23 protein-coding genes are annotated in these 26,817 nt (G+C 50.6%); 8 read left to right on the top strand and 15 right to left on the bottom strand.

Going from position 1 to position 26,817, the window contains the following annotated elements; genetic code table 11:
* Positions 1-5 precede the first annotated feature (5 nt).
* Positions 6-569, top strand: a complete 564-nt coding sequence (locus CWE21_RS02620) for an elongation factor P hydroxylase (protein ID WP_126832863.1) — start codon at positions 6-8, stop codon at positions 567-569.
* The gene (locus tag CWE21_RS02615; RefSeq protein ID WP_126832862.1) at positions 566-1,705 is read left to right on the top strand and encodes an ATP-NAD kinase family protein; all 1,140 of its coding nucleotides are present in this window, start codon (positions 566-568) and stop codon (positions 1,703-1,705) included. Before CWE21_RS02620 ends, CWE21_RS02615 begins: the two co-directional genes overlap by 4 nt.
* Positions 1,706-1,707: 2 nt before the next feature.
* On the opposite strand, the gene CWE21_RS02610 is transcribed toward CWE21_RS02615, so the two are convergent.
* Complete coding sequence (locus CWE21_RS02610) at positions 1,708-2,028, bottom strand: 2Fe-2S iron-sulfur cluster-binding protein (RefSeq protein WP_126832860.1); 321 nt, start codon at positions 2,026-2,028, stop codon at positions 1,708-1,710.
* 144 nt (positions 2,029-2,172) lie between these two features.
* On the opposite strand from CWE21_RS02610, the gene CWE21_RS02605 reads away from it, so the two are divergent.
* Positions 2,173-3,483 (top strand): NCS2 family permease, encoded by a 1,311-nt coding sequence (locus CWE21_RS02605; protein WP_241970197.1) that lies wholly within the window; start codon positions 2,173-2,175, stop codon positions 3,481-3,483.
* Positions 3,484-3,489: 6 nt separating this feature from the next.
* Positions 3,490-3,975, top strand: a complete 486-nt coding sequence (gene gpt / locus CWE21_RS02600) for a xanthine phosphoribosyltransferase (protein WP_126832858.1) — start codon at positions 3,490-3,492, stop codon at positions 3,973-3,975.
* Between the two features lie 98 nt (positions 3,976-4,073).
* On the opposite strand, the gene CWE21_RS02595 is transcribed toward gpt, so the two are convergent.
* On the bottom strand, positions 4,074-5,786 hold the full coding sequence (locus CWE21_RS02595; protein WP_126832857.1) for a proline--tRNA ligase: 1,713 nt from the start codon (positions 5,784-5,786) through the stop codon (positions 4,074-4,076).
* A gap of 56 nt (positions 5,787-5,842) precedes the next feature.
* Entirely contained in the window at positions 5,843-6,547 is a 705-nt protein-coding gene (tsaA, locus tag CWE21_RS02590) for a tRNA (N6-threonylcarbamoyladenosine(37)-N6)-methyltransferase TrmO (protein ID WP_126832987.1), read from the bottom strand.
* 269 nt (positions 6,548-6,816) lie between these two features.
* On the opposite strand from tsaA, the gene CWE21_RS02585 reads away from it, so the two are divergent.
* Positions 6,817-7,464, top strand: coding sequence for a hypothetical protein (locus CWE21_RS02585; protein ID WP_126832855.1), 648 nt, complete (start codon positions 6,817-6,819; stop codon positions 7,462-7,464).
* A gap of 62 nt (positions 7,465-7,526) precedes the next feature.
* Here the strand turns inward: CWE21_RS02585 and CWE21_RS02580 are convergent, their stop codons facing one another.
* The 10 genes from CWE21_RS02580 to CWE21_RS02535 all read right to left on the bottom strand — a co-directional run bounded on the left by CWE21_RS02580 (position 7,527) and on the right by CWE21_RS02535 (position 20,799).
* A complete protein-coding gene (locus CWE21_RS02580) occupies positions 7,527-7,931 on the bottom strand; it encodes an H-NS family histone-like protein (RefSeq protein ID WP_126832853.1) in 405 nt (134 codons plus the stop codon).
* A gap of 119 nt (positions 7,932-8,050) precedes the next feature.
* Positions 8,051-9,694, bottom strand: a complete 1,644-nt coding sequence (locus tag CWE21_RS02575) for an electron transfer flavoprotein-ubiquinone oxidoreductase (RefSeq protein WP_126832851.1) — start codon at positions 9,692-9,694, stop codon at positions 8,051-8,053.
* 9 nt (positions 9,695-9,703) lie between these two features.
* Entirely contained in the window at positions 9,704-11,932 is a 2,229-nt protein-coding gene (locus CWE21_RS02570) for a putative bifunctional diguanylate cyclase/phosphodiesterase (protein WP_126832849.1), read from the bottom strand.
* An 8-nt stretch (positions 11,933-11,940) separates the two neighbouring features.
* Complete coding sequence (locus CWE21_RS02565; RefSeq protein WP_126832847.1) at positions 11,941-13,890, bottom strand: acetoacetate--CoA ligase; 1,950 nt, start codon at positions 13,888-13,890, stop codon at positions 11,941-11,943.
* A 17-nt stretch (positions 13,891-13,907) separates the two neighbouring features.
* Positions 13,908-14,822 carry a hydroxymethylglutaryl-CoA lyase gene (locus CWE21_RS02560; RefSeq protein ID WP_126832845.1) on the bottom strand — a complete coding sequence of 305 codons (915 nt, stop codon included), beginning with the start codon at positions 14,820-14,822 and terminating at the stop codon, positions 13,908-13,910.
* Entirely contained in the window at positions 14,819-16,789 is a 1,971-nt protein-coding gene (locus tag CWE21_RS02555; protein WP_126832843.1) for an acetyl-CoA carboxylase biotin carboxylase subunit, read from the bottom strand. The genes CWE21_RS02560 and CWE21_RS02555 overlap by 4 nt, the downstream gene beginning before the upstream one ends.
* The gene (locus CWE21_RS02550; RefSeq protein WP_126832841.1) at positions 16,786-17,574 is read right to left on the bottom strand and encodes an enoyl-CoA hydratase-related protein; all 789 of its coding nucleotides are present in this window, start codon (positions 17,572-17,574) and stop codon (positions 16,786-16,788) included. Before CWE21_RS02550 ends, CWE21_RS02555 begins: the two co-directional genes overlap by 4 nt.
* Before the next feature lie 11 nt (positions 17,575-17,585).
* Entirely contained in the window at positions 17,586-19,193 is a 1,608-nt protein-coding gene (locus CWE21_RS02545) for a carboxyl transferase domain-containing protein (RefSeq protein WP_126832839.1), read from the bottom strand.
* A 14-nt stretch (positions 19,194-19,207) separates the two neighbouring features.
* Positions 19,208-20,377, bottom strand: a complete 1,170-nt coding sequence (locus CWE21_RS02540) for an isovaleryl-CoA dehydrogenase (RefSeq protein WP_126832837.1) — start codon at positions 20,375-20,377, stop codon at positions 19,208-19,210.
* A 2-nt stretch (positions 20,378-20,379) separates the two neighbouring features.
* Positions 20,380-20,799, bottom strand: a complete 420-nt coding sequence (locus tag CWE21_RS02535) for a MerR family transcriptional regulator (protein WP_126832835.1) — start codon at positions 20,797-20,799, stop codon at positions 20,380-20,382.
* Positions 20,800-21,017: 218 nt separating this feature from the next.
* Here CWE21_RS02535 and CWE21_RS02530 point away from each other — a divergent pair, with 218 nt between their 5' ends.
* Positions 21,018-22,196, top strand: coding sequence for an acetyl-CoA C-acyltransferase (locus tag CWE21_RS02530; protein WP_126832833.1), 1,179 nt, complete (start codon positions 21,018-21,020; stop codon positions 22,194-22,196).
* On the opposite strand, the gene CWE21_RS02525 is transcribed toward CWE21_RS02530, so the two are convergent.
* Both CWE21_RS02525 and CWE21_RS02520 read right to left on the bottom strand, forming a co-directional pair.
* Complete coding sequence (locus CWE21_RS02525) at positions 22,193-23,044, bottom strand: EamA family transporter (RefSeq protein ID WP_126832831.1); 852 nt, start codon at positions 23,042-23,044, stop codon at positions 22,193-22,195. The genes CWE21_RS02530 and CWE21_RS02525 overlap by 4 nt on opposite strands.
* A gap of 12 nt (positions 23,045-23,056) precedes the next feature.
* The gene (locus tag CWE21_RS02520; protein WP_126832829.1) at positions 23,057-23,992 is read right to left on the bottom strand and encodes a helix-turn-helix transcriptional regulator; all 936 of its coding nucleotides are present in this window, start codon (positions 23,990-23,992) and stop codon (positions 23,057-23,059) included.
* Between the two features lie 138 nt (positions 23,993-24,130).
* On the opposite strand from CWE21_RS02520, the gene CWE21_RS02515 reads away from it, so the two are divergent.
* Entirely contained in the window at positions 24,131-25,630 is a 1,500-nt protein-coding gene (locus CWE21_RS02515; RefSeq protein WP_126832827.1) for a CoA-acylating methylmalonate-semialdehyde dehydrogenase, read from the top strand.
* 10 nt (positions 25,631-25,640) lie between these two features.
* The gene (locus CWE21_RS02510; RefSeq protein ID WP_126832826.1) at positions 25,641-26,798 is read left to right on the top strand and encodes an acyl-CoA dehydrogenase family protein; all 1,158 of its coding nucleotides are present in this window, start codon (positions 25,641-25,643) and stop codon (positions 26,796-26,798) included.
* Positions 26,799-26,817: the final 19 nt, after the last annotated feature.

Raw genomic sequence — 26,817 nt, 5'->3', positions numbered from 1 at the left:
AGAGTATGTGCAGTCACCATTATTCGACGCTCATTGAGCTCTTTCACCAATGTTTTTATCACGAGTTTCGCACTGAGTTGGTTGCTGGCGACGATGAACCGCTTTACCGACCCGCCTCTGACGCGACGGGTACGCATCAAATTATCTTCGCTCACGGTTTCTTCGCCTCGGCGCTGCATGAAATTGCACACTGGTGCATTGCCGGTGAACAACGTCGGCAGTTAGAAGATTATGGCTATTGGTATGAACCCGATGGTCGAAATGCCGCACAACAGGCCCAATTTGAGCAGGTCGAGCGTAAGCCTCAAGCGCTAGAGTGGCTATTCGCGCGTTGTGCAGGCATACCCTTTCAAGTAAGTATCGATAACCTCGGTGGTATTGACGTCGACCGTGCTGCCTTTACTGATGCTGTGCACCAGCAGCTGTGTACGTACTTGGCGAAGGGTGTTCCGCCCCGCGCTGAACGTTTCGCGCGGGCGCTTGCAGCGCATTATCAACAACCGTGGCCACAGCTCGATCTCGTGCGCGCAGAGCGTCTACAAACACGCCAATTGCAGGGGGTTGCATGACAGAGTTTCGTTTAGGCTTAGTGGTGAATCCAGCAGCAGGTTTAGGTGGAAGTGTAGCGCTTAAAGGCAGCGATGGTGCTGAGACGGCCCAAAAGGCGCGCGAACTTGGCGCTGAACCGAAAGCGCCCAAACGCGCCGCACAAGCATTGACTGAACTCAGTAAGCATCAGCTTGCTTGCAAGATCCTCACCGGCGCAGATGGCTTAGGTGAAGAAAGCTGTGCCCAAGCGGGACTGCCTTGTGAAGTGGTCTACACGGGCAATACGCCCAGCACAGCAGAAGATACCAAAGCCACGGTAGCGGCACTGATCGCTGCTGGAGTGGATTTACTATTATTTGCTGGCGGTGATGGTACCGCACGCGATGTTTTCGCTGTGGTGCCTGAAGAACAGCCGGTATTGGGTATTCCCGCAGGGGTGAAAATCCACTCCGGCGTGTACGCGGTGAGCCCGCGTGCGGCCGGAAAAGTGGTCGTGCAAATGCTGCAAGGTCAGTTAACTACGGTAACTCATGCCGATGTCATGGACATTGACGAAACGGCTTTTCGTGCCGGCACCGTGCGCGCTAAGCGCTATGGTGAAATGCTCGTACCCGCCGAGCTACGTTATGTGCAAGCAGTAAAAATGGGCGGTAAAGAGAGTAACGAGCTGGTACTTGCTGATATCGCTGCGGATATTGTCGAGCGTATGGAAGATGATCAGCTTTATATTATGGGTTCGGGCTCGACCGTCGCCGCGGTAATGGAAGAGCTCGGGCTGGAAAACACCTTACTTGGCGTTGACGTGGTTAAAAATGGTGAGCTCCTGGCCCGTGATGTAACCGCGCGGCAATTGGAGCAGATGGTGATCAGCGCAGGTCAGCCAGCGCGTTTAATCGTCACCGTGATTGGTGGTCAGGGCCATATTTTCGGGCGCGGCAATCAACAACTCAGTGCGGCCTTGCTGGCACACTTGCTCGAGACAGAAGGAAAAGAGGCGATTTGGGTCGTGGCAACCAAAGCCAAACTACAACAGCTCGACGGAAAACCTTTGTTAGTCGATACCGGTGATGCCGAAGTCGATGACCAGCTATGTGGCCTGATTCGTGTCACCACCGGTTATCACGACGAAGTTTTTATGCAGGTAGACGCACCCTAAACTTAGAACTGCGAGCGCGGCATATGCACAACGATGCCGTCAAGTTCTTCGGTCATCTCAATTTGACAGCTTAAGCGACTGTTATCTTGCGGGTCGACCGCCATGTCGAGCATATCTTCTTCGCGCTCAGAAGCGGGCGGAAGTTTGTCTTCCCACTCTTTCGGAACGTAAACATGGCACGTCGCACATGACATGACGCCACCACACTCGCCAAGGATGCCATCAATCATATTGTCCACCGCACCTTCCATGAGGTTTTGGCCTACCGGAACTTCTGCTTCAAATTCGCCACCATTGGCATCGATATAGATTACTTTTGGCATGAAAACTCCTTGCTGCCGATCATTTTGCGGCGATTCTACCATAATTCTAGAGCATATTGACCGAGCAATTTTGCGCACTTTCAGGTACACTAGCGCAATTTTTTAACGTGCTTAAATACTGCAAAAAGAGTGGGGGAATGACCTGTGAGTGGATTCCAATCTGTATTGGAAAAGCTTTTCAAGATTAGGGCTCAAGGGAGTTCAGTGAAAGCCGAGGTGATCGGTGGTGTCACCACCTTTCTGACCATGGCTTACATCATTTTCGTAAACCCTTCTATTTTAAGCCAAGCGGGTATGGATCAAGGTGCGGTCTTTGTCGCAACCTGTCTTGCCGCTGCGATTGGTTGCTTGATCATGGGCCTCTGGGCCAATTATCCGGTAGCTCTAGCGCCCGGCATGGGGCTCAATGCTTTTTTCACTTACAGCGTCGTGCTTGGTATGGGTTACACCTGGCAGGCGGCCCTTGGCGCCGTGTTCTTTTCTGGCATTTTATTCTTTTTATTGTCAGCGCTGCGTATCCGCTCGTGGATCATCAACTCGATTCCAGCGACCTTACGCCTTGCGATTGCTGCTGGCATCGGTGCTTTCTTGGCGCTTATCGGTCTACAAAACGCCAATATAATCGTTGCGCATGAGGCAACGTTGGTGACGCTGGGCGATATGTCGCAGCTGTCGGTGTTGCTTGCCGGGCTGGGCTTCTTCCTGATCATTGGCTTGGTGGCACGTCAAATACAAGGCGCCGCGCTCATAAGTATTTTGCTAATCACCTTTATCGGTTGGTTACTCGGTGACGTCACCTATACTGGAATTGTCGCGACACCTCCTAGCTTAGCGCCGACCTTTATGCAACTCGATATCGCGGGTGCATTTGATGTCGCCATGTTGAGTGTCATCTTTGCGTTCTTGTTTGTTGATTTGTTTGATACCTCGGGCACGCTTATGGCGGTTGCGCAACGCGCCGGAATGACGGACAAGAATGGTAAGTTACCAGGTTTAGAAAAAGCTCTTATGGCCGATTCAACCGCATCCGTGGCCGGCTCAATGCTGGGTACTTCGACCACCACTAGTTATATCGAGTCAGCATCAGGGGTCGCTTCAGGCGGTAAGACCGGACTCACCGCAGTTGTGGTGGGTGTGCTGTTTGTTTTGGCTATCTTCTTTGCACCGCTAGCCGGCATGGTGCCGGCATACGCGACCGCAGGAGCGATTATTTACGTTTCAGTGCTGATGCTCTTTACCTTACGCTCAGTCGACTGGGACGACGTTACCGAAGCGGCTCCGGTCGCAGTGGTGTTGCTTATGACGCCGCTAACCTATTCAATCGCCGATGGTATCGCGCTTGGCTTCATCAGTTACGTTGTCGTAAAAGCGCTAGGTGGGCGTTATAAAGAATTAAATTGGAGTGTTGCTGTATTAGCAGCATTGTTTGTCGCAAAATTCATTTGGTTGGGGTAAGACATCATGGGATGGCATACAAATCGCGAATTTTTCGTATCTTGGGAAGAGTTACATCGAGCTACTAAAGAGTTGGCACGCCGCCAACTACCAGCTGAGCAATGGCAAGGTATTATCGCAGTGAGCCGTGGTGGCTTAGTGCCGGCTGCTATCGTCGCACGAGAACTGAATGTCCGCTTAGTAGAGAGCGTCTGTGTAAGTTCATATGACCACGACAGTCAGCGTGACAGTGTGACCTTATTAAAAGATGTCAGTTGTACCGACGACGGCGAAGGCTTTTTGGTGATCGATGACTTAGTCGATACCGGTAACACGCTGAAGTTTCTGCGCGAGCGCTTACCGAAAGCGAAGTTCATTACGGTCTATGCGAAGCCTGCGGGTATGGACTTGGTTGACGATTATGTGGCAGATCTCGAACAGGAAACGTGGATTCACTTTCCGTGGGATATGCATTTGCACTACGTTGAGCCGCTCGCCGGTCAAGAAAGCTAAAAAAAAGCCTCGCTTCGGCGAGGCTTTTTCGTTGTTTGATGTTCGCTGTTTGTTCTTTGTTGAAACAAACATCAAACAGCGAATAGCGAATAGCGCATTTAGTCTTTGAGGGCCTTTTGGACTGTGGCGACAGCTTCGCTGATGGCGACTTTAGTTTTTTCGCCTGAACGACGGTTTTTGTATTCGACCGCTTGCTCGTCAAGGTTGCGTTCACCGATAACGATTTGATGGGGGACACCGATCAATTCCATATCTGCAAACATAACGCCAGGGCGCTCTTTGCGGTCATCGAACAAGACATCTACACCGGCAGCTTTTAGCTCGCTATAGAGCTGCTCAGCTGTTTCTTGCACGCGCACTGACTTGTGCATGTTCATTGGTACGATAGCAACTTGGAACGGCGCTAAGGCTGCCGGCCAGGTAATGCCGAACTTGTCGTGATTTTGCTCAATTGCTGCGGCGACAATACGTGAAACGCCGATGCCGTAGCAGCCCATCATTAAGTTCTCGTGTTTGCCGCTTTCGGTGAGGACACCGACTTTCATGGCGTCTGAATACTTCTTGCCGAGCTGGAAAATATGTCCGACTTCGATACCACGTTTGATTTGCAACGTACCTTGACCGCAAGGACTGGCATCGCCTTCGACCACGTTACGTAAATCAGCAACGGTTGGCATTGGAACATCGCGTTCCCAATTAATATTGAAGAAGTGGAAGCCATCTTCGTTAGCGCCTGCACCGAAGTCCGCCATGACCGCCACACTGCGATCGATAACCAGTTCGAGCGGTAAGTCGACCGGACCGAGAGAGCCTGGACCTGCGCCGATGGCTGCACGGATTTCCTCTTCACTGGCGAATTCGAGTGGACTTGCCACCTGTTCAAGTTTCGCTGCTTTGATTTCGTTTAAGCTGTGGTCGCCTCGAACCATAAGCGCAACCAGTTTACCTTCATCAGCGCCGTGCACGATCAGCGTTTTGACCGTTTGCGTGATCGGTAGCTTGAACTGCTCTACTAAAGCTTCGATGGTTTTAGCATTGGGCGTCGCGACTTTTTCCATCGCTGCGCTTGGCGCTGGACGGTCAGTGGCAGGGGCTAACGCTTCTGCCAATTCAACGTTCGCAGCATAATCAGAGCTATCTGAGAAAGCGATATCGTCTTCGCCTGAATCGGCTAGTACATGGAATTCATGTGATGAGCTACCGCCAATCGATCCTGTGTCAGCAATGACTGGGCGGTAATCCAAACCTAAGCGCTCGAAAACGCGGCAGTACGCCGCATGCATGGCGTCATAAGTCTCTTGCAGGCTGGCTTGATCGAGATGAAACGAATATGCATCCTTCATGATGAATTCGCGGGCGCGCATGGCGCCAAAGCGTGGGCGGATCTCATCACGGAATTTGGTTTGAATTTGGAATAGGTTCAACGGCAGTTGCTTATAGCTGTTCACTTCTTTGCGAACCAGCTCTGAGATAACTTCTTCGTGGGTTGGGCCTAAGACGAAGTCTCGTTGGTTGCGATCTTTGAGGCGCAGCAGTTCAGGGCCGTAATCTTCCCAACGTCCAGACTCTTCCCAAAGATCTGCGGGCTGCACCATCGGCATCAGCACTTCAAGCGCCCCAGCACGCTCCATTTCTTCACGTACGACAGCTTCGACCTTACGCAAAACGCGCAAGCCGGTGGGCGTCCAAGTGTAAAGACCTGCTGCGACTTTGCGGATCATGCCCGCGCGCAACATAAGCTGATGACTGATAACTTCGGCGTCGGCAGGCGTTTCTTTGAGCGTGCCAAGAAGATAATGACTGGTGCGCATGATATCCCTTTTCGATTCGTTTAATTGCTGAGGATTCTACCAGCAGCGGGGCTTGGTCAAAAGTCTTTCGTGATGTTTAAAACGATGTTTTGTTGATCTTCGACTCGCCATTGAATATTGAGATCATAAAGTTGCATGCCGTAGATTTGCTCAGATGGCTTGCCACGTTTGTAAGCTGGACGCGGATCTTGCGCGAGTACCTGGCAAATCAATAGCTCTAATTGAGGATAGTTTGGCGTTAATTGCTGTAGTTGCTGTTCAGCTTGTGCGTCGAAACTTACATTTAGCGCCTTATCTGGGGCTGTTGCCGCGTAACCGCCTTGGGCCTCGGGAATCGCATCTGCATAAGGCAGGTAGGGTTTGATATCGATGACGGGGGTACCATTGACCCAGTCGCCACCACGCACCACCAGTGTTGTTTTGTTTCCTTGCTCTATGACCTCAACGAGCTCGACCACGGACATACCTATCCCATTGGGTCTGAAGGTCGAACGGCTGGCAAAGACACCAACCTTGCTGTTGCCACCTAAACGGGGAGGACGCACCAACGGCTGCCAACCCTGGGAGAGATTTTCATGAAATAGGAACAACACCCAAATATGACTAAACCCACTCAGGCCACGAACCGTGTTGGCGTCATAGCCTGCATGCAATTCGATGTGAGCCTGTGCAGCGGTCACTAAACCCGGTTGTCGCGGTATCGCAAACTTTTGCGCGTAGGGCGAGTGAATGGTCCCGATGGCTTCAATGCTGTGGCTCATGATCGTAGGGCTATTAGGGTCGATGAAAACGTTGGTGAATTTCATCATATTTTTGTGAGTTTGGCGAATTGCTTAGCTGTCAGTAGCGCCAAAAGAATGACGTTGAAATAACTAACTAACTGAAAAATAAATATAAAAATAAGTTGGCATGGTATCTGCATTGTAATCTACGAAGTTTAATTTTCTTGATGCTGTCAACTATTACAACATCGCCAGCGTCTAAAGTTTCGTAGCGAGCAATACAAATTGCTAAATGTGGGAGAATAACAATGACACGCCAACAAACAGTTTGGTTTTCCGCTTTATTTTTAATTGCGTCGGTAACTGCTTTAAGTCTGCCGTTTGCGAGCACCGCGAATGCCAATGAGCGAACGTTTCATGCAACGTATCAAGTGACCTCAGACACGCGAGTCGATCTAGAAACAGGTGTTGGTACCGTGCGTTTTGAACGTGCCGAAGGCAACGAGCTTGAAGTAAAACTGGTTGCGGAAGAGGGTGACTCGGGATTCTTTAGCGGCGGTAATTTAGATGCGGTGGAACTAACGGCAGAACAAAATGGCGATACGCTTCGTCTTCGTGTTCCAGAGCAAGACGATATTGAATTGAACTGGGTTCTCTATTTACCACAAGTTGCTGAAGTTGATCTCGATTTAGGAGTCGGTGAGATAAGTGGCGAAATGTACGCTGCAGATTTTCAAGTTGATTTGGGTGTTGGCGCGGTGGATTTAGCCATTTACGGTGACATCGCGGATGTTAAAACGGATGTTGGTATTGGTGAGGTAGATATTCGTGGCGGTGATAATAGTAATAACGAACGCCACTTTATTAGCGCCTCAGGTCGTGCCTCAGGAAAAGGCGAAGCACGTATCAATATTGATGCAGGTATTGGTGAAGTAAAAATTACTCTGCATGATTAATTAAGAATGAATTGACGAAGAGAGAAAGCAAAAGCCCCTTCAATTAAGGGGCTTTTTTTTATCTAGATGAGGTAGTCATCTAAGCTTTTGCCTTGGGCTAATGCCTCTTTTAAGGCATTCGGCATACGGCCTTGTCCAGTCCACGTTTTACGTTCGCCATTGGCATCAACTATGGCATATTTAGCCGGCTTGGGTGCGCGCTTACGTTTGGGTTTTGAAGTAGTCTTAACTTCACCTTCCAAAAGTTCTGCAGCATCAATACCAGCGGCTGCCATCGCTTCACGAAGCTCTTTTATTTTACGTTGCTTCTCTGCTTCAAGCTTTTGTAATTCAGCTTCTTCTTCGCGGCGGTCAGCAATAACCTTCGCTAACTTTTGTTCGACTTCTTCTAATTCTTGAATAGATAGTTCCTTTACCGCAGCTTTAAGACGACGTCCGTGCGTCAGGATATCTAAAAAGTCACTCATTGTTTTTTAGTCCAAAGTTATTAAAAGGATTTCTATTAAATAAAAAATAAACGCCGACGACAATCTTATTTTGTCGTCGGCGATATCTTACAATTATTGAGACGGGAGATTCACCGTATTTACATATTTGGATAATTCGGTCCGCCAGTGCCCTCAGGTGTTACCCAAGTAATATTTTGGCTTGGATCTTTAATGTCACAAGTTTTGCAATGAATACAGTTTTGCGCATTGATTTTAAAGACAGCTTTGCCGTCCTCTTCAACAACTTCATAAACGCCTGCAGGGCAATAACGCTGCGCTGGTTCCGCATAGTCAGGTAAATTAACCGTAAGAGGAATATCTGCGTCTTTAAGTTTTAAGTGACATGGCTGATCTTCTTCATGGTTGGTATTTGACAAATACACCGAAGAAAGACGATCGAAAGTTAATTTATTATCAGGCTTCGGATAATCAATCGGTGAATAAGAACTTGCTTTACCGAGGCTCGCATAATCCGCAGTTTCATCTTTAATGGTAAAAGGTAATTTACCGCCGAAGAAGTTTTGATCGAGAGTGTTATATGCGCCGCCCATCCATGTACCGAATTTATGGATCGCAGGGCCAAAGTTGCGTGAACGATAAAGTTCATCATACAGCCATGAATCTTTAAATTTATCAGTAAAGCTATTGAGTTCCGTTTGAGCTTGTTCAGCACTTAGGGCTTCGTGGATGGATTCTGCTGCCAACATACCTGACTTCATTGCGGTATGATTGCCTTTAATTTTGGCAAAGTTTAATGTGCCTGCATTACAACCAACGAGCATACCGCCTGGCATCGTCATTTTCGGTAACGAATAAAAACCACCTTTGGCAATGGCACGCGCACCATAGGTGACACGTTTCGCATCTTTCAATACTTTGGCAATTTCGGGATGCGTTTTGAAGCGCTGGAACTCCTGGAATGGATTCAGGTAAGGGTTGGCATAGTTTAGATCAACAATCAGCCCCACATAAACTTGCCCATCTTCGGCGTGATACAAGTAACCGCCACCGGTTGCGTCATTATTCAGCGGCCAGCCAGTGCTGTGTACCACTAAACCCGGCTGGTGCTGTTCTGCTGGCACATCCCAGATTTCTTTAAAGCCTATCGCGTAGTGTTGGGGGGAAGCGTCTTGGTTAAGTTTGAATTCGTCCTGTAGACGCTTGCCTAAATGCCCGCGGCAGCCTTCAGCAAAAACAGTGTACTTGGCGCGTAATTCCATACCAGGCTCAAAACTATCTTTTTCTTCGCCTGTTGCAGATAGGCCCATATCGCCGGTAATCACACCAGCAACTTTGCCGTCTTCGATAATGACGTCGGCAGCCGGAAAGCCAGGAAAGATTTCCACGCCTAATGCTTCGGCCTGCTCCGCTAGCCAGCGGCAGACATTTCCCATGCTGGTAATGAAGTTACCTTCATTATGAAAGGTTTTCGGAACCATGAAATTAGGTAAACGACGTGCCGATTCAGCGTTATTGAAATAAAAAATATGGTCTTCAGTAACAGGTGTTGATAACGGCGCGCCTAATTCTTTCCAATTCGGCAAGAGTTCGTCCAATGCACGCGTCTCGAAAACCGCTCCTGATAAGATGTGAGCACCGACCTCAGAGCCTTTTTCTACGACGCAAATCATACGTTCCTGCTCTTGCTCTTGTGCCAGTTGAGCGAGCCGGATAGCGGTCGCGAGTCCGGCAGGACCAGCTCCGACGATAACGACATCAAATTCCATACTTTCGCGTTGCATAATGGACTCCTATAAAGACGCTAGTGGCGGTTGCGAGCCTGAGAAAGGGCTCTGCAATAACGGGCCTAGTTGTTCTGCTGTAAGCACTGTAGCAAGTAAATTGCCTTGCGCTAAATAACAGTTTCGTTGTTTCAAAAAGTCGATTTGCTGATGGTTTTCAACGGCCACAGCAATGACCTGACAATGTGAATTTTGTGCGAGACGAATGATGCTTTCAACCAGCTCTGTCTGTACCGGCTCGTTGGGAATGTCGGCAACGAGTTCAGGTGCAATTTTTATCGCATGCGGACTACAAAAGCGCATGGCTTGCAGTAATTGATGACTCACGCCCAGAAGATTAACACAAAGGCGTACGCCGAGCTTTTTAAACTGCATAAGGGTTTCGTGGTGATGGTCACAAAGCTGCAGAAAAGCTGCCGCATCAATATCGAGTTGAATATCATCGGGTGCCAATTGCGCGCGCTTGATGTGTTGCTCTAACAATTTTGGTAGTTCGGGCATGGTCAACTGACGTAATGAAAAATTAAGCCCCATGCTTAGCGGTTCAATACCTGCTTGATGCCAGCGCTTGAGTTGTTGACAGGCGCTGCGGATGACAAACTCGGTCAGCGAAAAGATCAGCCCTGTTTGTTCCATCAGATTGAGGAATTGACGGGGCTCAATAACGTCTCCCTGTGCGGTACGCCAGCGTAATAAGCCCTCAACACTCTCAGCGCGATGACTGCGCAACTGAATGATTGGCTGATAATTTAGCTCTAACTCGTGCTTCTCTAATGCGACACGCAAGGCATGCAGGCGTTCACGGCGCTCGCTTAACTCAAAGCGTTCTTCCGGCTGGTAATGCTCAATACCAAAATAGCCTTGCAGTTTGGCGTTGTAGAGTGCCGCATCGGCGTTATGGAATAATGTTTCGAGCTGGTAATTAGCATCTTTAGCGGAGGCGATCCCTATGGATGCCGAACAGTAGATTTCGTGGTCATCGATAAATAACTGAGGACTGATTGCTTCGCGTATCGAGCGGGCGAGGGCATCGACTGAGTTACCAGGCTCCTGAGCACTTTGTACGGCAACGAAAGTATCAATCGTAGTGCGTGCTAAATAGACAGCATCGGGTAAAGCTTTGTTGATTCGCAAGGCGATCCGCTGGATTATTTCGTCGCCCACCGGATGACCGAGTGCATGGTTTAGTTCGCGCAGTGAATCAATACTGATAACCAATAAATGTAAATCGTGCTGCTCGTTAGCTGTACTTTCAAGTTGCTGCAGTAAGTAATTCTTCAAGCCATTCTTATTAGGTAACTCTGTTTGTGCATCATGGTCAGACAGAAATACCAGCTTGGCTTCAGTTGCATGCATATTTTTTAAGCGCTTGCGTAATTGCTTAACTTCTTTTTGCTGTTCGCTCACGGTTTTATGTAAGCGCAGAGAGCGCCAACCGAGCACAAGACCGCCAGCGGTTAAAAGCAAGCCACCGAAGAAGACTAATTGCGCACTGGCCGAATACATTTCGCTGAGTTTTTCTGGCGTCGGCCACAGTTCAAGTGTCCAGCGGTTTGTGGTGAACGAAAGTGGACGTTCCACCAACCATTCATCACGTAAGTCGTCGTTGCCAGCAAATCGGTAGATGCTTTGTTCATTCAGTTTAACTGCGACTTGATAGCCTTCCGTAATTTGCTGTCGAATTAACTGATCGATGAGTTTGTGAATGTTGACGACAATAACCAAATAGTGCGTGGCGCTTGCGCTTTCGAACGGCATAGCGACGAGAATGTCGCTTGCGCTACTGGCAAATTCTTCGTCTAGCAAACTTTGTGCATGTGGAATTTGAGACATGTCGGTGGCGGCTTGAGCAAGCGCACTGTTGGCAAAATTTTGCTTGGCAAGCGGTTGTTCTTCACTGCGGAATCGTTCAAAACGCTTATTGAATTCACTATCCAAGACCAGAATACGCTGTAACGAAGGGTAAAAGAGGAAGAGTGATGAAGCTTCGCTATCAAGCTGCTCACTGAAGCTAAGGTCGTCCGTATCTAACCGTCGAGCCGTCCACTCGGTCGCAAAAGTGTAATTGAGCATAACATGACGCAGCTGATATTGAATTTGACGGCTGTCGTCATGCAAGCGTTGGCGGATGGTCTGCTCTTCGGCCAGCAGAATGAAACGCGTTGACACCAGCGTCAGCACACAGCCGAGCAAAAGGATCAACAATAATCGACGTATCAATCGCCAACGCGTTTGCATTATCTTCGCTACTCCTGCAGCTCAGGGCGCTCTGCGAATTCTTGCAGCGCTTCTGGGTTTGCTAGAGCATCGGTGTTTTTTACCTGTTCACCGTGAATCACCTGACGGACGGCGAGCTCAACGATCTTGCCACTAATCGTGCGCGGAATATCGTGCACTTGGGCGATGACAGCAGGCACATGTCGTGGCGTTGCATTGGCGCGAATAATAGTTCGAATTTGCTGTTGTAACTCTTGGTCTAGCTCAAGTCCTTCACGCAAGCGTACGAAAAGTACAACGCGTTCGTCATCCTGCCAGCGCTGGCCAACAGCGATACTCTCGAGTACCTCATCAATTTTCTCAACCTGACGATAGATCTCGGCCGTACCGATACGCACTCCGCCAGGATTGAGCACTGCGTCTGAACGTCCGTAGATGATCACCCCGTCATGGTCGGTGAGTTCGGCATAATCACCGTGCGCCCAAGTGTTATCAAAGCGCGCGAAATAGGCGTTAAAGTAACGTTCACCACTTTCGTCATGCCAAAACCCAATAGGCATGCAGGGAAAGCTATTGCGGCAGACGAGTTCGCCTTTTTGGTTGCGTACGGCCTCACCGGCTTCATTGAAGATTTGTACATCGAGCCCAAGCCCTCTGCATTGCAGCTCACCGCGATAAACGGGCAGGATAGGGCAGCCTAAGGCAAAACAAGAAACAATGTCGGTACCGCCGGAGATCGATGACAAACAAATATCTGTCTTAATGTCACGGTAGACATAGTCGAAGCTTTCCGGTGCCAGCACTGAGCCAGTGGTCAAAATGGCGCGAAGATCGTCGAGTTGATGACTCTTACCCGGCTTACACTCCGCTTTTTCAAGCGCTGAGAGGTATTTCGCGCTGGTACCAAATACACTGATCGCTTCTTGATCAGCAATATCCCAAAGTACACTCGGTGCTGGATAAAACGGGGAGCCATCAAACAGCACGAGGGTTGCACCTTGTGCGAGGCCAGAAACCAGCCAGTTCCACATCATCCAGCCGCAAGTAGTGAAATAAAAGAACACATCGTCGCGTTTCAAATCGGTGTGTAAGGCATGTTCTTTTAGATGTTGGAGTAGCGTTCCACCCGCACCATGGACGATACATTTGGGGACACCTGTGGTGCCTGAGCTGAACATGATATACAGCGGATGATTAAAATCGGTCTGCACAAAAGTTAATTCGGGCACTTCATGATGCGCAGCCACAATCGAATGCCAATCGGCACTTGCCTCAGGAAGTGACTGTTCCAGTTCCGCAAATGCAACGAAAATCGTGTGTTCTAGCGTGGGCAACTGTGCTCTGATAGCTTTGGTTTTCTCACTAATATCGAGCGTTTTGCCGTTGTAGAAGTAACCGTCAACGGTCAGCAAAACTTTCGGTTCAATTTGACCGAAGCGGTCGAGGACACCTTGCACCCCGAAGTCAGGCGAACAAGACGACCAGATGGCACCCAAGCTGGTGGTGGCAAGCATGGCAATAATGGTTTCGCAGCAATTCGGCATCATTGCCGCAACGCGATCACCTTTCGTTACACCTAATTTGCGCAGATGCGCCGCAACGAGCGCGACTTGGCGATGTAACTCTTGGTAACTCAATGCTTGGCGCGTGCCATTTTCTCCGCGGAACACTAAAGCAATGCGCTCGTCGTTATAACGCATGAGGTTTTCCGCGAAATTCAGCGTGGCTTCAGGGAACCACTGAGCACCCGGTAACTTGTCTTGGTCGGCGACTACCTGCGAACCTGGTTTGCCGATAACACCGAGGTAGTCCCAAGCATAACGCCAAAAGTCAGCACTGTGTTGCACAGACCACGAATGGAGGTCGTGATAGTTAGCAAGCGCTAAATCTTTGTCTTGATTCAAGCACTGCATAAAATGTGTCATGCGGGCATTGGCAATGGTATCCGCTGAAGGTTGCCACAGCATTTTCGTTGTCATTATCTGGCCCCCAATAATTAATTTGTGTGTTTTGCGATTTCCGCTAAGGCGACATTAGAACGGGGTTGTTGCCCTAAAGCGTCGCAAATGTCTTGCCCAGCGGCGATGAGTTTTGCTAAGTCGATACCGGTATTAAAGCCCATACCATGCAGCATATAAATGACATCTTCACTGGCGACGTTACCACTCGCACCTTTTGCGTAAGGACAGCCGCCTAAACCGGCCACCGCGCTATCGATAGTGCGCACGCCCAATGGTAAGCAGCTGGCGATATTTGCGAGTGCTTGGCCATAGGTGTTGTGGAAGTGCAGGGCGAGCTTTTCCATCGGAACTTTGCTGGCGACCGCCTCGAGCATGCGCTGCGCTTTACTTGGCGTACCGACACCGATAGTGTCGCCCAAGGACACTTCATAGCAGCCCATTTGATAGAGCTTCTCGGCCACCCAAGCAACCTGTTCGGGCGCGATCTCGCCGTCATACGGACAGCCTAAGACGCAGCTGACATAGCCACGGACCTTGAGGTTTGCTTGGCTTGCCGCTTCGAGTACTGGGGCGAAGCGCTCGAGGCTCTCGGCAATACTGCAATTGATGTTCTTTTGGCTGAAGCCTTCGGAGGCAGCACCAAAGATGGCGACTTCGTCAGCACCCGCGGCTAGCGCAGCTTCAAAGCCTTTCAAATTGGGTGTCAGAGCCGCATAGGTTACCCCGGCATGGCGCTCGATTCCAGCAAACACTTCGCTGCTATCTGCCATTTGCGGGACCCACTTCGGACTGACGAAAGATCCCGTTTCGATGTAGCCAACGCCTGCTCGTGCGAGGTTATCGACTAACTGGATTTTGGCGGCAGTGGTGACGGCCTGCTCATTCTGCAAGCCATCGCGTGGACCCACCTCAACGATTTTAATGTCTGGAGCTGTTAGATCTTGGCTCATGCGTCGGACTCGTCTGCTTTGATACTGACTAACTCGGCACCATCGCTAACCAAGTCACCGGCTGCGTAGAACACTTGTTCGACTTCGCCGGCATGGCTGGCACGAATGGTGTATTCCATTTTCATTGCTTCCATAATCACCACCGCTTGCTCGGCTGCCACGGTATCCCCTGGCTGCACCAAGACCTCGACAATGGTGCCGTTCATCGGCGCATTCATGGAACCGGCAGCGCTATCTTGTACCAAGGTATCTGCGACTAAGTGGCGGGCAAAGCGCACGCTAAGCTCACTCGAGAAGACCGTGATGTCGTGTTCAGTGTGCATTACATAAACACTGTAGCGATGGCCGTCTTTACTAACTTGCAGTTCATCGCCGTGCAACTCCGCTTGCCAACAACTGTCATTGTAGTTGCTTTGCCAACCGCTCGCCGTAGCGGTGAGCGTAACCGCATAATCTTCGTCATTATGCTGGAGCTGGAGGCCAAATTGTGCCGGCTGATTCAGGCGGAAATTTCGTGCATGACGCCACACATCTGCTGCTGAGCTTTGCTCAATCAAGTTTTCTGCCAGTGTAGCCAACACTGCATAATCCTCAATCACCTGTGCTGCAGGCTGCTGGAAGAGGGCATCGTGGTGCTTTTCGATAAAGCGCGTGGTTAATTCAGCCCGTTGGAAATCTTTGTGGCGAGCAATAGCACGCAGAAAATCAATATTCGTGCGAACCCCGGCAATACGGTAATCGTCCAAAGCTTGCAACAAACGGCGTAACGCAATCGTGCGGTCTTCGCCCCAGACCACCAGCTTCGCAATCATCGGGTCATAGAAGGCACTGACTTCGTCACCTTCAACTACGCCACTGTCGATGCGGACAAAGGCAGAGTCTGCTGGTGTGCGTAAATGATGCAAAACGCCGGTACTCGGAAGAAAGTCATTGGCCGGGTCTTCGGCATAAATACGTGCTTCAAAGGCATGTCCGTGCAGGGTGATCTGGTCTTGCGCAAGTGGCAAGGTTTCGCCGCTGGCGACCCGTAACTGCCATTCAACCAGGTCCTGACCGGTCACCATCTCGGTGACGGGGTGCTCAACTTGAAGCCGCGTGTTCATTTCCATAAAGTAGAAACTGTTGTCGGTGTCGAGCAAGAACTCCACTGTGCCCGCACCCACATAATCAATCGCCTGGGCAGCACGCACGGCGGCTTCACCCATGGCTTTCCGAGTGCGTTCACTGAGGGCAGGGGCCGGCGCTTCTTCAATCACTTTTTGGTGACGACGCTGCACCGAGCAATCACGTTCGGCAAGATAGACGGCGTTACCGTGCTCGTCACAGAACACTTGGATCTCAACGTGACGCGGGCGGGTGATAAACTTTTCCACCAACATTTTATCGTTGCCAAATGAGGCTTTTGCTTCACGTTTGGCCGACTGCAATGCTTCATCGAAATCTTGCGCTTTTTCGACGACACGCATCCCTTTACCGCCACCACCGTAAGCTGCTTTGAGTAGCACCGGATAACCAATAGCATCGGCTTCGTCTTTCAGCTTTTTAACGCTTTGCTCATTGCCATGATAACCAGGGACCAAAGGTACATCGGCTTCGCTCATGATGGATTTGGCGGCACTCTTTGAGCCCATGGCAGCAATCGCACTGGTCGGCGGGCCAACAAAGATAATGTTGTTGGCGGCACAAGCATCTGCGAAGGTTTCATTTTCTGACAAAAAGCCATAGCCAGGGTGAATGGCATCGGCACCAGTTTGTTTTGCCGCGTTGATGATCTTATCAATCACCAAATAGCTTTCGGCGCTAGCTGCCGGGCCTATAAAAATACTCTCGTCGGCCTGTTGCACATGTTGTGCATGGCGGTCCGCTGCTGAATAAACAGCAACGGTCGTGATGCCCATTGCGCGCGCTGTGCGGATGATACGACAAGCAATTTCACCACGGTTGGCGATTAGCAATTTGTTGATCATTGCGGATCCTTTTTCCAGTTCGGACTGCGTTTCTCAAGGAAGGCGGTTAAGCCTTCTTGGCCCTCTGCTGAGACACGGATCTCAGCAATGCGCTCAATCGTTAAGCGCTGGCTTTCGGCGGCAATTGGCTGTTGATCGATGTCAGCAATCAGCTTTTTGCAGGCGCTGACAGCGGCTGGGCTGTTGGCTAGAAAAGTTTCAGTGAGTTCCGCCAGCGCGGTATCGAAATCTTCGACAATGCTATGAACCAACCCCATTTGTTGGGCTTGCGCGGCACTGAAACGTTCGGCAGTAAGCATATAACGGCGCGATTGGCGCGTGCCAATGGCGCGCATGACATAGGGACTAATGACTGCTGGGATTAGCCCAATTTTGACTTCGCTTAGGCAAAAACTACTGCGCTCTTCGGCGAGCACGATATCGCTACACGCAGCGAGACCTACAGCACCACCAAAGGCTGCACCTTGTACGACCGCGATAGTGGGTTTGCTGAGCGCGTCGAGGTTGGCCATTAGACGTGCGAGCTCGTTGGCGTCGGCGATATTTTCGTCATAGTTTTTGTCGGCCATCGAGCGCATCCAAGCTAAATCGGCACCGGCGGAGAAATTGCGCCCGTTGGAGCGCAACACCAAGAGTCGCGCCTGCTCATCTTGTTCAACCTGTTGCAGAGCATCGATAAGCTCGGCAATCATGACATCGTCAAAGGCGTTATGCACCTCAGGCCGATTTAACGTTAGGGTGGCGACGCCGTGGGTAATAGCAAGCGTAATGTACTGATAATTCATAAGCCCTCCTATTACATGCGGAACACACCGAATTTCGTTTCGGTGATCGGTGCATTATTCGCGGCAGCGAGGCTCAAGCCCAGTACCGTACGAGTTTGTGCAGGGTCAATAATGCCATCGTCCCAGAGGCGTGCTGAAGCGTAGTAGGGATGGCCTTGCTTTTCGTACTGCTCGACAATCGGCTGCTTAAGTTTTTTCTCGGCTGCGGCGGACATTTTCTCGCCTTTGCGCGCCATGTTGTCTTTGGTCACTTGTGCCATAACGCCGGCTGCCTGTTCGCCGCCCATCACCGAGATACGGGCATTAGGCCACATGAACATAAGAGTAGGGTCGTAGGCACGACCGCACATGCCGTAGTTACCAGCACCGTAGCTACCGCCAATCAGGACAGTAAACTTCGGCACTTGGGCGCAACTTACCGCGGTCACCATTTTCGCCCCGTGCTTGGCGATACCTTCCGCTTCATACTTCTTGCCGACCATGAAGCCAGTGATGTTTTGCAAGAATACCAACGGAATATTACGTTGTGCGCACAGCTCAATGAAGTGCGCGCCTTTTTGGGCCGATTCCGAAAAGAGAATGCCGTTATTAGCAACAATCCCAACCGGATAGCCATGAATACGCGCGAAACCAGTAACCAAGGTGTTGCCGTAATTCTGTTTGAACTCGTCAAAATCGGAGTCATCGACAATACGGGCAATGACTTCGTGCACATCGTAAGGCTTACGCAGATCGGTGCCGACGATGCCGTAGAGCTCCTGCGCGTCGTAGCGCGGTGGCTTGACCTCTGCAGGGGTGAGCGGCTTAGCGCCTTGATAGTTCAAGCGGGCAACTGAACGGCGGGCCAGCGCTAACGCATGCTCATCGTTCATTGCATAATGATCGGCAACGCCAGAAACACGGGTGTGAACGTCGGCACCACCGAGTTCTTCAGCACTGACTTCTTCACCGGTCGCCGCTTTAACTAACGGCGGGCCAGCGAGGAAAATCGTACCTTGCTCTTTAACGATGATACTCTCATCCGCCATGGCTGGCACATAGGCACCACCAGCGGTACAGAGTCCCATAACGACGGCAATCTGTGGAATACCTTTGGCTGACATGTTGGCCTGGTTAAAGAAGATCCGACCAAAGTGATCACGGTCTGGGAAAACTTCGTCTTGGCGCGGTAAAAACGCACCACCGGAATCTACTAAATAGATACACGGTAGGTGGCAACGCTCGGCAATCTCTTGCGCGCGCAAATGTTTCTTCACGGTAAGCGGGTAGTAGGTGCCGCCTTTGACCGTCGCATCATTGGCGACGATCATGCACTGCACGCCTTCCACTGTACCGATACCGGCCACAACGCCTGCGGCAGGGACGCTATCGTCATAACATTCCCAGGCCGCAAACTGACCGACTTCGAGAAACGGAGAACCGCTATCGAGCAGCTTTTCGATGCGCTGGCGTGCGAGCAGCTTGCCGCGGGCAAGGTGGCGTTCTTGATATTTCGGTCCGCCGCCTTGCTTGATCAGGTCGACCTTCTGATAAAGATCATCGACGACTTCTTGCATGGCTTTGGCATTGGCAAGAAAGGTTTCGTCTTTTGGATTAATTGAACTGGATAATACCGTCACAATAAAGCTCCTGCTTAAGCGGATTCGCTAAAAAGTTCGCGACCAATCAACATACGACGGATTTCTGAAGTACCTGCGCCGATCTCGTAGAGTTTAGCATCACGTAGCAGGCGCCCGGTTGGATATTCATTAATGTAGCCGTTTCCGCCAAGCAACTGAATGGCGTCAAGCGCCAACTGGGTCGCCAATTCCGCCGCGTACAAAATAGCACCCGCCGCGTCTTTTCGCGTGGTCTCGCCACGGTCACAGCTTTGCGCTACGGCATACACATAAGCACGCGCCGCGTTGGTGCGCGTGTACATGTCGGCAACTTTACCTTGAATTAATTGGAACTGACCGATGCTTTGGCCAAATTGCTTACGGTCGTGGATATAAGGCACAACCACGTCCAAACAGGCCTGCATAATGCCAAGTGGACCTGCAGCTAGCACGGCCCGCTCGTAGTCAAGGCCGCTCATTAACACTTCGACGCCGCGGTCGAGTTCACCAAGAATATTTTCTGCCGGAACTTTGCAGTCCTCAAATACCAGCTCACAAGTGTTTGAGCCGCGCATACCTAATTTGTCGAGTTTTTGCGCAGTGCGGAATCCTGGGAAGTCTTTTTCGATAATAAAGGCGGTAATGCCGCGCGAGTTTTTCTCAGGGTTGGTCTTCGCATAGACAACTAACACGTCAGCGTCAGGGCCATTGGTGATCCACATTTTATTGCCGTTGAGCACGTAATGGTCGCCTTTCAGCTCCGCACGCAATTTCATGCTCACAACATCTGAGCCGGCGTTGGGTTCACTCATCGCCAACGCACCCACATGCTCGCCAGAACATAGCTTCGGTAGGTATTTTTGTTTTTGTTCTTCATTACCGTTACGGGCGATCTGGTTAACGCAAAGATTCGAATGGGCACCGTAGCTCAAGCCGACTGAGGCAGAGGCACGGCTAATTTCTTCCATTGCGATGACATGCTCAAGATAGCCCAGACCAGAACCACCATATTCTTCCGGTACCGTCATACCCAAGAGGCCTAACTCGCCAAATTTCTGCCATAAGTCCGCAGGGAATTCATTTTTCTCATCAATTTCTGTGGCGCGCGGGGCGATTTCATCACGCGCAAAGGCGTTCACCGACTCGCGAATCATATCTGCGGTTTCACCGAGACCGAAATTTAAACTACTGAATTGGCTAATCATAACTACTCCTGGCTAACTTTGGCTGGTTGGGCTGCGGCGTTTTGCAACTCGTTTAACTCATCACGACAACGCTCTTCGAGGTTGCCCAGCTCCACTAAAATAACTTTGATGTCTTCCAGCTGTTGATGTAGCGAAGCACGCTTCTCATCAATCAGCTCAAAGATGGTTTGTAACTGTCGAGCACTACTGTTTTCCATGTCATACAGATCAAACAAGCGCTTGGTTTCGGCAAGTGAAAAACCCAGGCGCTTGCCACGCAAGATGAGCTTCAAGCGCACGCGGTCTTTATTGGTGTACAGGCGCGTTTGTCCCTGCCGACTCGGTGTCAGTAGGCCCTGATCTTCGTAGAAGCGAATGCTACGGGTGGTAATGTCAAATTCCCGTGCCAATTCGCCGATGCTGTAGGTGGTGGTATCGTTCATTTTTGCTTGCATTCGGTAGTGGTAGAGCGTTAAGCTTAAATCAAGTTGACGTTAACGTAAAGGTTAAAAGCGCAGAGCGTTGTTCGTTCCTCGCTGTTCGTTCTTCGTTTAAACCATTTAAACCTAGAGCGTTTTTGATTTTTGTTTCAACGAAAAGCGAACGCAGTGAGCATGCAAATAGCGAACATCAAGCAACGCTTTTATGTTTAGGAGTTTTTATGTCTGATTCTGTGGTGATTGTGGCGGCGAAACGCACGCCAATGGGTGGTTTTCAAGGAAGCTTGAGTGCTGTAGATGCGCCAAATCTAGGTGCTACAGCAATCAAAGCAGCATTGGCAGAGAGTGGTCTACAGGCCAGTGATGTCAGTGAAGTCATTATGGGTAACGTGCTGCCGGCGGGGCTTGGTCAAGCGCCTGCTCGCCAAGCCAGCTTGTATGCTGAGTTGCCGCAAAGTGCCGGTGCGACCACGATTAACAAGGTGTGTGGCTCGGGCTTGAAGGCGGTGATGTTTGCGCATGATTTACTGCACGTCGGTTCGGCTGACGTGGTGGTTGCGGGTGGTATGGAAAGCATGTCGAACGCACCTTATTTGCTGAAAAAAGCGCGTGCGGGCTACCGCATGGGGCATGATGCCATCTACGACCATATGATGCTGGATGGCTTGGAAGATGCCTACGAAGGTAAGGCGATGGGCTGTTATGCGCAAGGCACAGCAGACGATTACAAACTTGATCGCGAAGCGATGGATGCGTTTGCGATTGAATCGTTAAATCGTGCGCAAAAGGCGATTGCCGAAGGTGCGTTTGCCAATGAAATCGTCAACGTGACCTATAGCACCCGCAAAGGCGAGGTGACGGTCAGTATCGATGAGCAACCTGGTAAAGCGATGCCAGAGAAAATTCCTGGTTTACGTCCGGCTTTTGCCAAAGACGGCACCATTACTGCAGCCAACTCTAGTTCAATTTCAGATGGTGCGGCGGCACTTGTGTTGATGCGTGAAAGTGATGCTAAAGCGCGTGGCCTTCAGCCGTTAGCACGAGTACTTGGCCATGCGACCCATTCGCAAGCGCCGGCCGAGTTTACTGTGGCGCCTATCGGCGCGATGACCAAGTTGTTGGAGCGTGTCGGTTGGCAGAAAGACGATGTCGACTTGTGGGAAATCAATGAAGCCTTTGCCATGGTGACCATGCTAGCCATCCAAGAGATGCAACTTGATCACGCTAAGGTGAATGTACACGGCGGCGCTTGCGCTTTAGGGCATCCGATTGGTGCTAGTGGTGCGCGTTTGTTGGTAACTTTGCTGCATGCCCTGAAACGTCAAGGCAAACAGCGTGGTGTCACGTCATTGTGTATCGGTGGTGGTGAAGCCGTCGCCGTTGCAGTGGAGATGCTTTAAGTCGCTGGCCGACGCGAGGCGAGATAGACGGAGCCGGCTAGGATAGCGGCTCCGAGTACAAGGCGCAGCCAATTGACGTCTTGCCCCCAGAAAGCGAAGTTGACCAGTAGCCCGGCGGGGATCAGCATGTTGTTCATGGTCGCGAGTTGTGCGGTATTAACTCGTTTGGCACCAAGGTTCCAAGCAAGGTAGCCAACACCTGACGCGACCAGGCCGAGCCAGAGCAGAATTGTCCATTGCAGTGGCGTGCTGGGTTGCAAATCGAAGTTGGCGAAGCTGAGCATTGCGGCGCCGGTAACGATGGTGGCGCCGATGAAAAATAGGGCGAAAACATGCATCTGATTGCGTGCGTTGCCAAGCGGTAAGCGCTTGTAGCAGACCTGCCCAGCGGCAAAGCACAGGTTCGCTCCTTGAATAAGGAGAAAGCCAATAAGATAGTCGTCGCTTAGTGTGTTGAAGCGGATCACCGCAGCACCGAGTACGGCTAATCCGGCGGCGAGCCACCAACGTAAGGGTAAGTGTTTACGTTGAAACAGGACATCGTCGATAAGGGTTACGTACAGCGGTGTGAAAATCGTGAATAGCAACACTTCGGCGACGCTCAGATACAAGAACGCGTGGTACAGCAATAAATACATGACGCCAATTTGTACGGCACCAATAGCGGCAAGCGACGCTTGTTTGGTGACTGGCAAACGGCGTGGGCGCCACAAGGGTAGAAACAGCAATAGTGCTAAGGCCATTCGGATAAATACAGCGATATAACCGTCAACATTGCCGGCTAAAAACTCGCCGATGAGAGAAAAACTGGCGGCCCAGAGTAAAGTGACGGCCCAAAGTATCCACATGGCTAGCTGCTCCTAAGGTTGCGACTGATGAAGTTGCGAATGAGGGGAATGTGGTTGATGACTATCGCGATAGTCACTCGGGGCGACGCCCATGACTTTTTTGAATAGGCGCGAAAAGTAATACGGGTCATCGAAGCCAAGGTTTTGCGCAATAGCTCGCACGGTTGCGGTACTGGTGTCTAACTGCCGACAGGCGAGTTTGATTTTAAGTTCATTGAAGTAGCGCATCGGCGAAGTGCCTGTAACAGTTTTAAATTTTTTTGCGAAATGGTAGCGCGATAAGCCGGCGACGGCAGCAAGGTCCTGCAAATCAAGGTCGCGGTGGCTATTGTCTTGCATGAACCGTTCGAGCGCAAGTAGGTCAAAACCATGATGCTGCTGCGCTTGTTCCGCGAGTTGCGGTAACTGCGCGAGGAGTTGTTGCAGAAGGGTAGCGGCTATCACGGCATTATGTCGTTGCCAGCGTTGATGCTGTAAATTAAGCAGCGTGGTGACAATTGGCAAAAGACTTTGCCAGGCCTGCAACGTAAGTACAAAACGGGGGGCTTCGGTGCTCGCCGAAAGACCAAGGAAGTCCATGCTGCTTGCCGCTGAACTGCCGCTGTAGTGCGCCCAATAAATGCTCCAAGGATCGGTAGCACTGGCCTGATAACTATGCGGAAAACCGGCGGGTAAGAGTAATAATTGACCCGCTTCAAGCGTGCCTGTAACAGGACCTTGAGGCGTCAAAATGCGGTAATGTCCGCGCCCTTGATGGCAAAAAATCAGCAAATGATCGGTATGGTGCTGGCGCTCGACTTGATGCCCCTGGGCAGCAAGATAATGGCCATAAGCGAGCGGGTAAAGATGCCGAGTAAGCGGGTGTTGCGCTAGCAACTCGATGAGTTCAAGGGGCATGACCACCCGCGAACTTCCCGAGGGTAAAGGCCACGCTGAAGGTTGGCTCATAAGCTTTAGGCCCACGATTAGGTTAAAAACACGACAAATAACAATTTTGTCCATTATAGGGGCAAAATCGTCAATGTTAAAGCGACCCGTTCAGTGCTTAAATACGGGTCATTAAAAACAGAACATGAGGTTATTTCCATGACGCAACAGGTCCCCCTTTATATCGATGGCGAATTCGTGCAATCGAAAACTGACAAATGGATTGATGTCACTAATCCAGCAACCCAAGAAGTTATTGCTAAAGCACCTTGTGCAACGACCGAAGAAATGGCGGCTGCGGTTGCGAGTGCGAAGAAGGCTTTCCTGACTTGGAAAGAGACGCCGGTGTCCGAGCGTGCGCGCGTGATGATGCGCTATCAAGCTTTGCTGAAAGAGCATCACGACGAGATCGCTGAAATCCTCGCCAGTGAAACCGGCAAGACTTTTGACGACGCCAAGGGCGATGTTTGGCGTGGTATCGAGGTGGTTGAGCACGCGGCGAACATTCCGTCGTTGGTGATGGGCGAAACCGTTGAAAACGTTGCTCGCGGTATCGATACCTACAGCTACACGCAGCCGCTTGGTGTGTGTGCAGGTATCACCCCGTTTAACTTCCCAGCGATGATTCCACTATGGATGTTCCCACTTGCGATTGCTTGCGGTAACACCTTCATCTTGAAGCCATCTGAGCAAGATCCGCTGACGCCGACCCGTTTGGTTGAGTTGTTCGAACAAGCAGGCGCACCAAAAGGCGTCTTGCAGGTGATTCATGGCGCTAAAGATCAGGTTGATTTTATTCTTGATGAGCCAGCGATTCGGGCGATTTCATTTGTTGGATCAGTGCCAGTAGGTCAGTATATCTATCGCCGTGGTACGGAAAACATGAAGCGCGTACAAGCCTTTGCTGGCGCGAAAAACCACTGTGTCATCATGCCTGATGCCAACAAGAGCCAAGTGATTAGCAATTTGGTCGGCGCTTCTGTCGGTGCAGCCGGTCAGCGTTGTATGGCGATTTCAGTTGCCGTATTCGTTGGTGCTGCAAAAGACTGGATCCCTGAAGTAGCGGAAGAACTCAAGAAAGTGCGCCCAGGCGCGTGGAATGATAAAGAGGCCGCATACGGTCCGTTGATCAGCCCACAAGCGAAGCAGCGCGTCGAAAACTATATCAAGCAAGGTCAAGCTGAAGGCGCGAGCCTGCTCGTTGATGGTCGTGATTGTCAGGTTGATGGTTTCCCGAACGGCAACTGGGTCGGCCCAACCATGTTCAGTGACGTCACCACCGACATGGAAATCTATAAAAATGAGATCTTTGGGCCGGTGTTGTGCGCGACCAGCACAGATACGCTTGAAGAGGCTATTGAGTTGGTCAATGCCAACCCATACGGCAACGGTACCTCAATTTTTACTGCTAGTGGCGCAGCTGGACGTAAATATCAGCACGAAGTCGAAGTGGGCCAAGTTGGTATCAACATTCCAATTCCGGTGCCACTACCATTCTTCTCATTCACTGGTTGGAAAGGCTCGTTCTTCGGCGACCTGCATGCCTATGGTAAACAAGCAGTGCGCTTCTACAGCGAAACTAAAACCATTACAGCACGTTGGTTCGAGAGCGATATCGCCGATGCCAGCGGCCCTAATATGACCATCCACTTGAAGTAAGAGGTGAGGCATGGATTTTAATTTAACTGACGACCAACAAGCGTTTGTCGATACCGCCAAGGCATTTGCGGAAAAAGAATTAGCTCCTTTCGCAGCTGAGTGGGATGAAACCTCACATTTCCCGCTAGAAGTGTTCAAAAAAGCGGGTGAAATGGGCTTTATGGGCATGTATACCCCAGAAGAAGCGGGCGGTTTTGGTATGAGCCGTCTTGATTCCGCGCTTATTTTTGAACAGTTAGCGATGGGCTGTACCGCCACCACGGCAATGATGACCATTCACAACATGGTGAGCTGGATGATCGGCTCGTTTGCTAAGCCAGAAGTCATTGAACAGTGGGTTCCGGAACTGGTCACTGGCGAAAAACTTGGTTCGTACTGCTTAACTGAGCCTGGTTCAGGTTCAGATGCGGCCAGTTTGCGCACCACGGCGAAAAAAGACGGTGATGAGTACGTTTTGAACGGCTCAAAAATGTTTATTTCAGGTGCCGGTAGCACTGATGTCTTAGTGGTTATGGCACGCACCGGCGAAGCTGGACCGAAAGGTATTTCTGCCTTTGTTGTCCCAGCTGACGCAGCGGGCATTAGCTACGGTAAGAAAGAAGCGAAGATGGGTTGGAACGCACAACCGACGCGCTTGGTTACCTTTGAAGATGTTCGTATTCCAGCGGCAAACCTACTTGGTGAAGAAGGCGAAGGCTTTAAATTCGCCATGATGGGCCTCGACGGCGGACGTATTAATATTGCTGTCTGTTCAGTCGGTACCGCGCAGGCGGCACTGGAGACTGCGCGTAACTACATGTTAGAGCGTACTCAATTTGGCAAGGCCATCGGTCAATTCCAAGCGTTGGAGTTTAAGCTTGCCGATATGGCCACCGAACTCGTTGCGGCGCGCCAAATGGTTCGTTTAGCAGCCTTTAAAGTCGATAACAACGACGCGGATAAAACCACCTACTGTGCGATGGCGAAGCGTTTTGCCACCGACGTTGGTTTCCAAGTGTGTAACGAAGCACTGCAAATTCATGGCGGTTACGGTTATATCAAAGAGTACCCGCTCGAGCGTCATGTGCGTGATGTACGTGTGCATCAGATTTTGGAAGGCACCAACGAAATTATGCGGGTTATCATTGGTCGTCGCTTATTAGCTGACATCGACCGCGCCATTTTATAAGCAAGTCAACTAGCGAAGG

The sequence above is a fragment of the Pseudidiomarina aquimaris genome (assembly GCF_003987395.1).
Taxonomy (GTDB): Bacteria; Pseudomonadota; Gammaproteobacteria; order Enterobacterales; family Alteromonadaceae; genus Pseudidiomarina; species Pseudidiomarina aquimaris.
The sequence above is the reverse complement of the archived record's forward strand: the minus strand, read 5'-3'. Positions and strand labels throughout refer to the sequence as shown.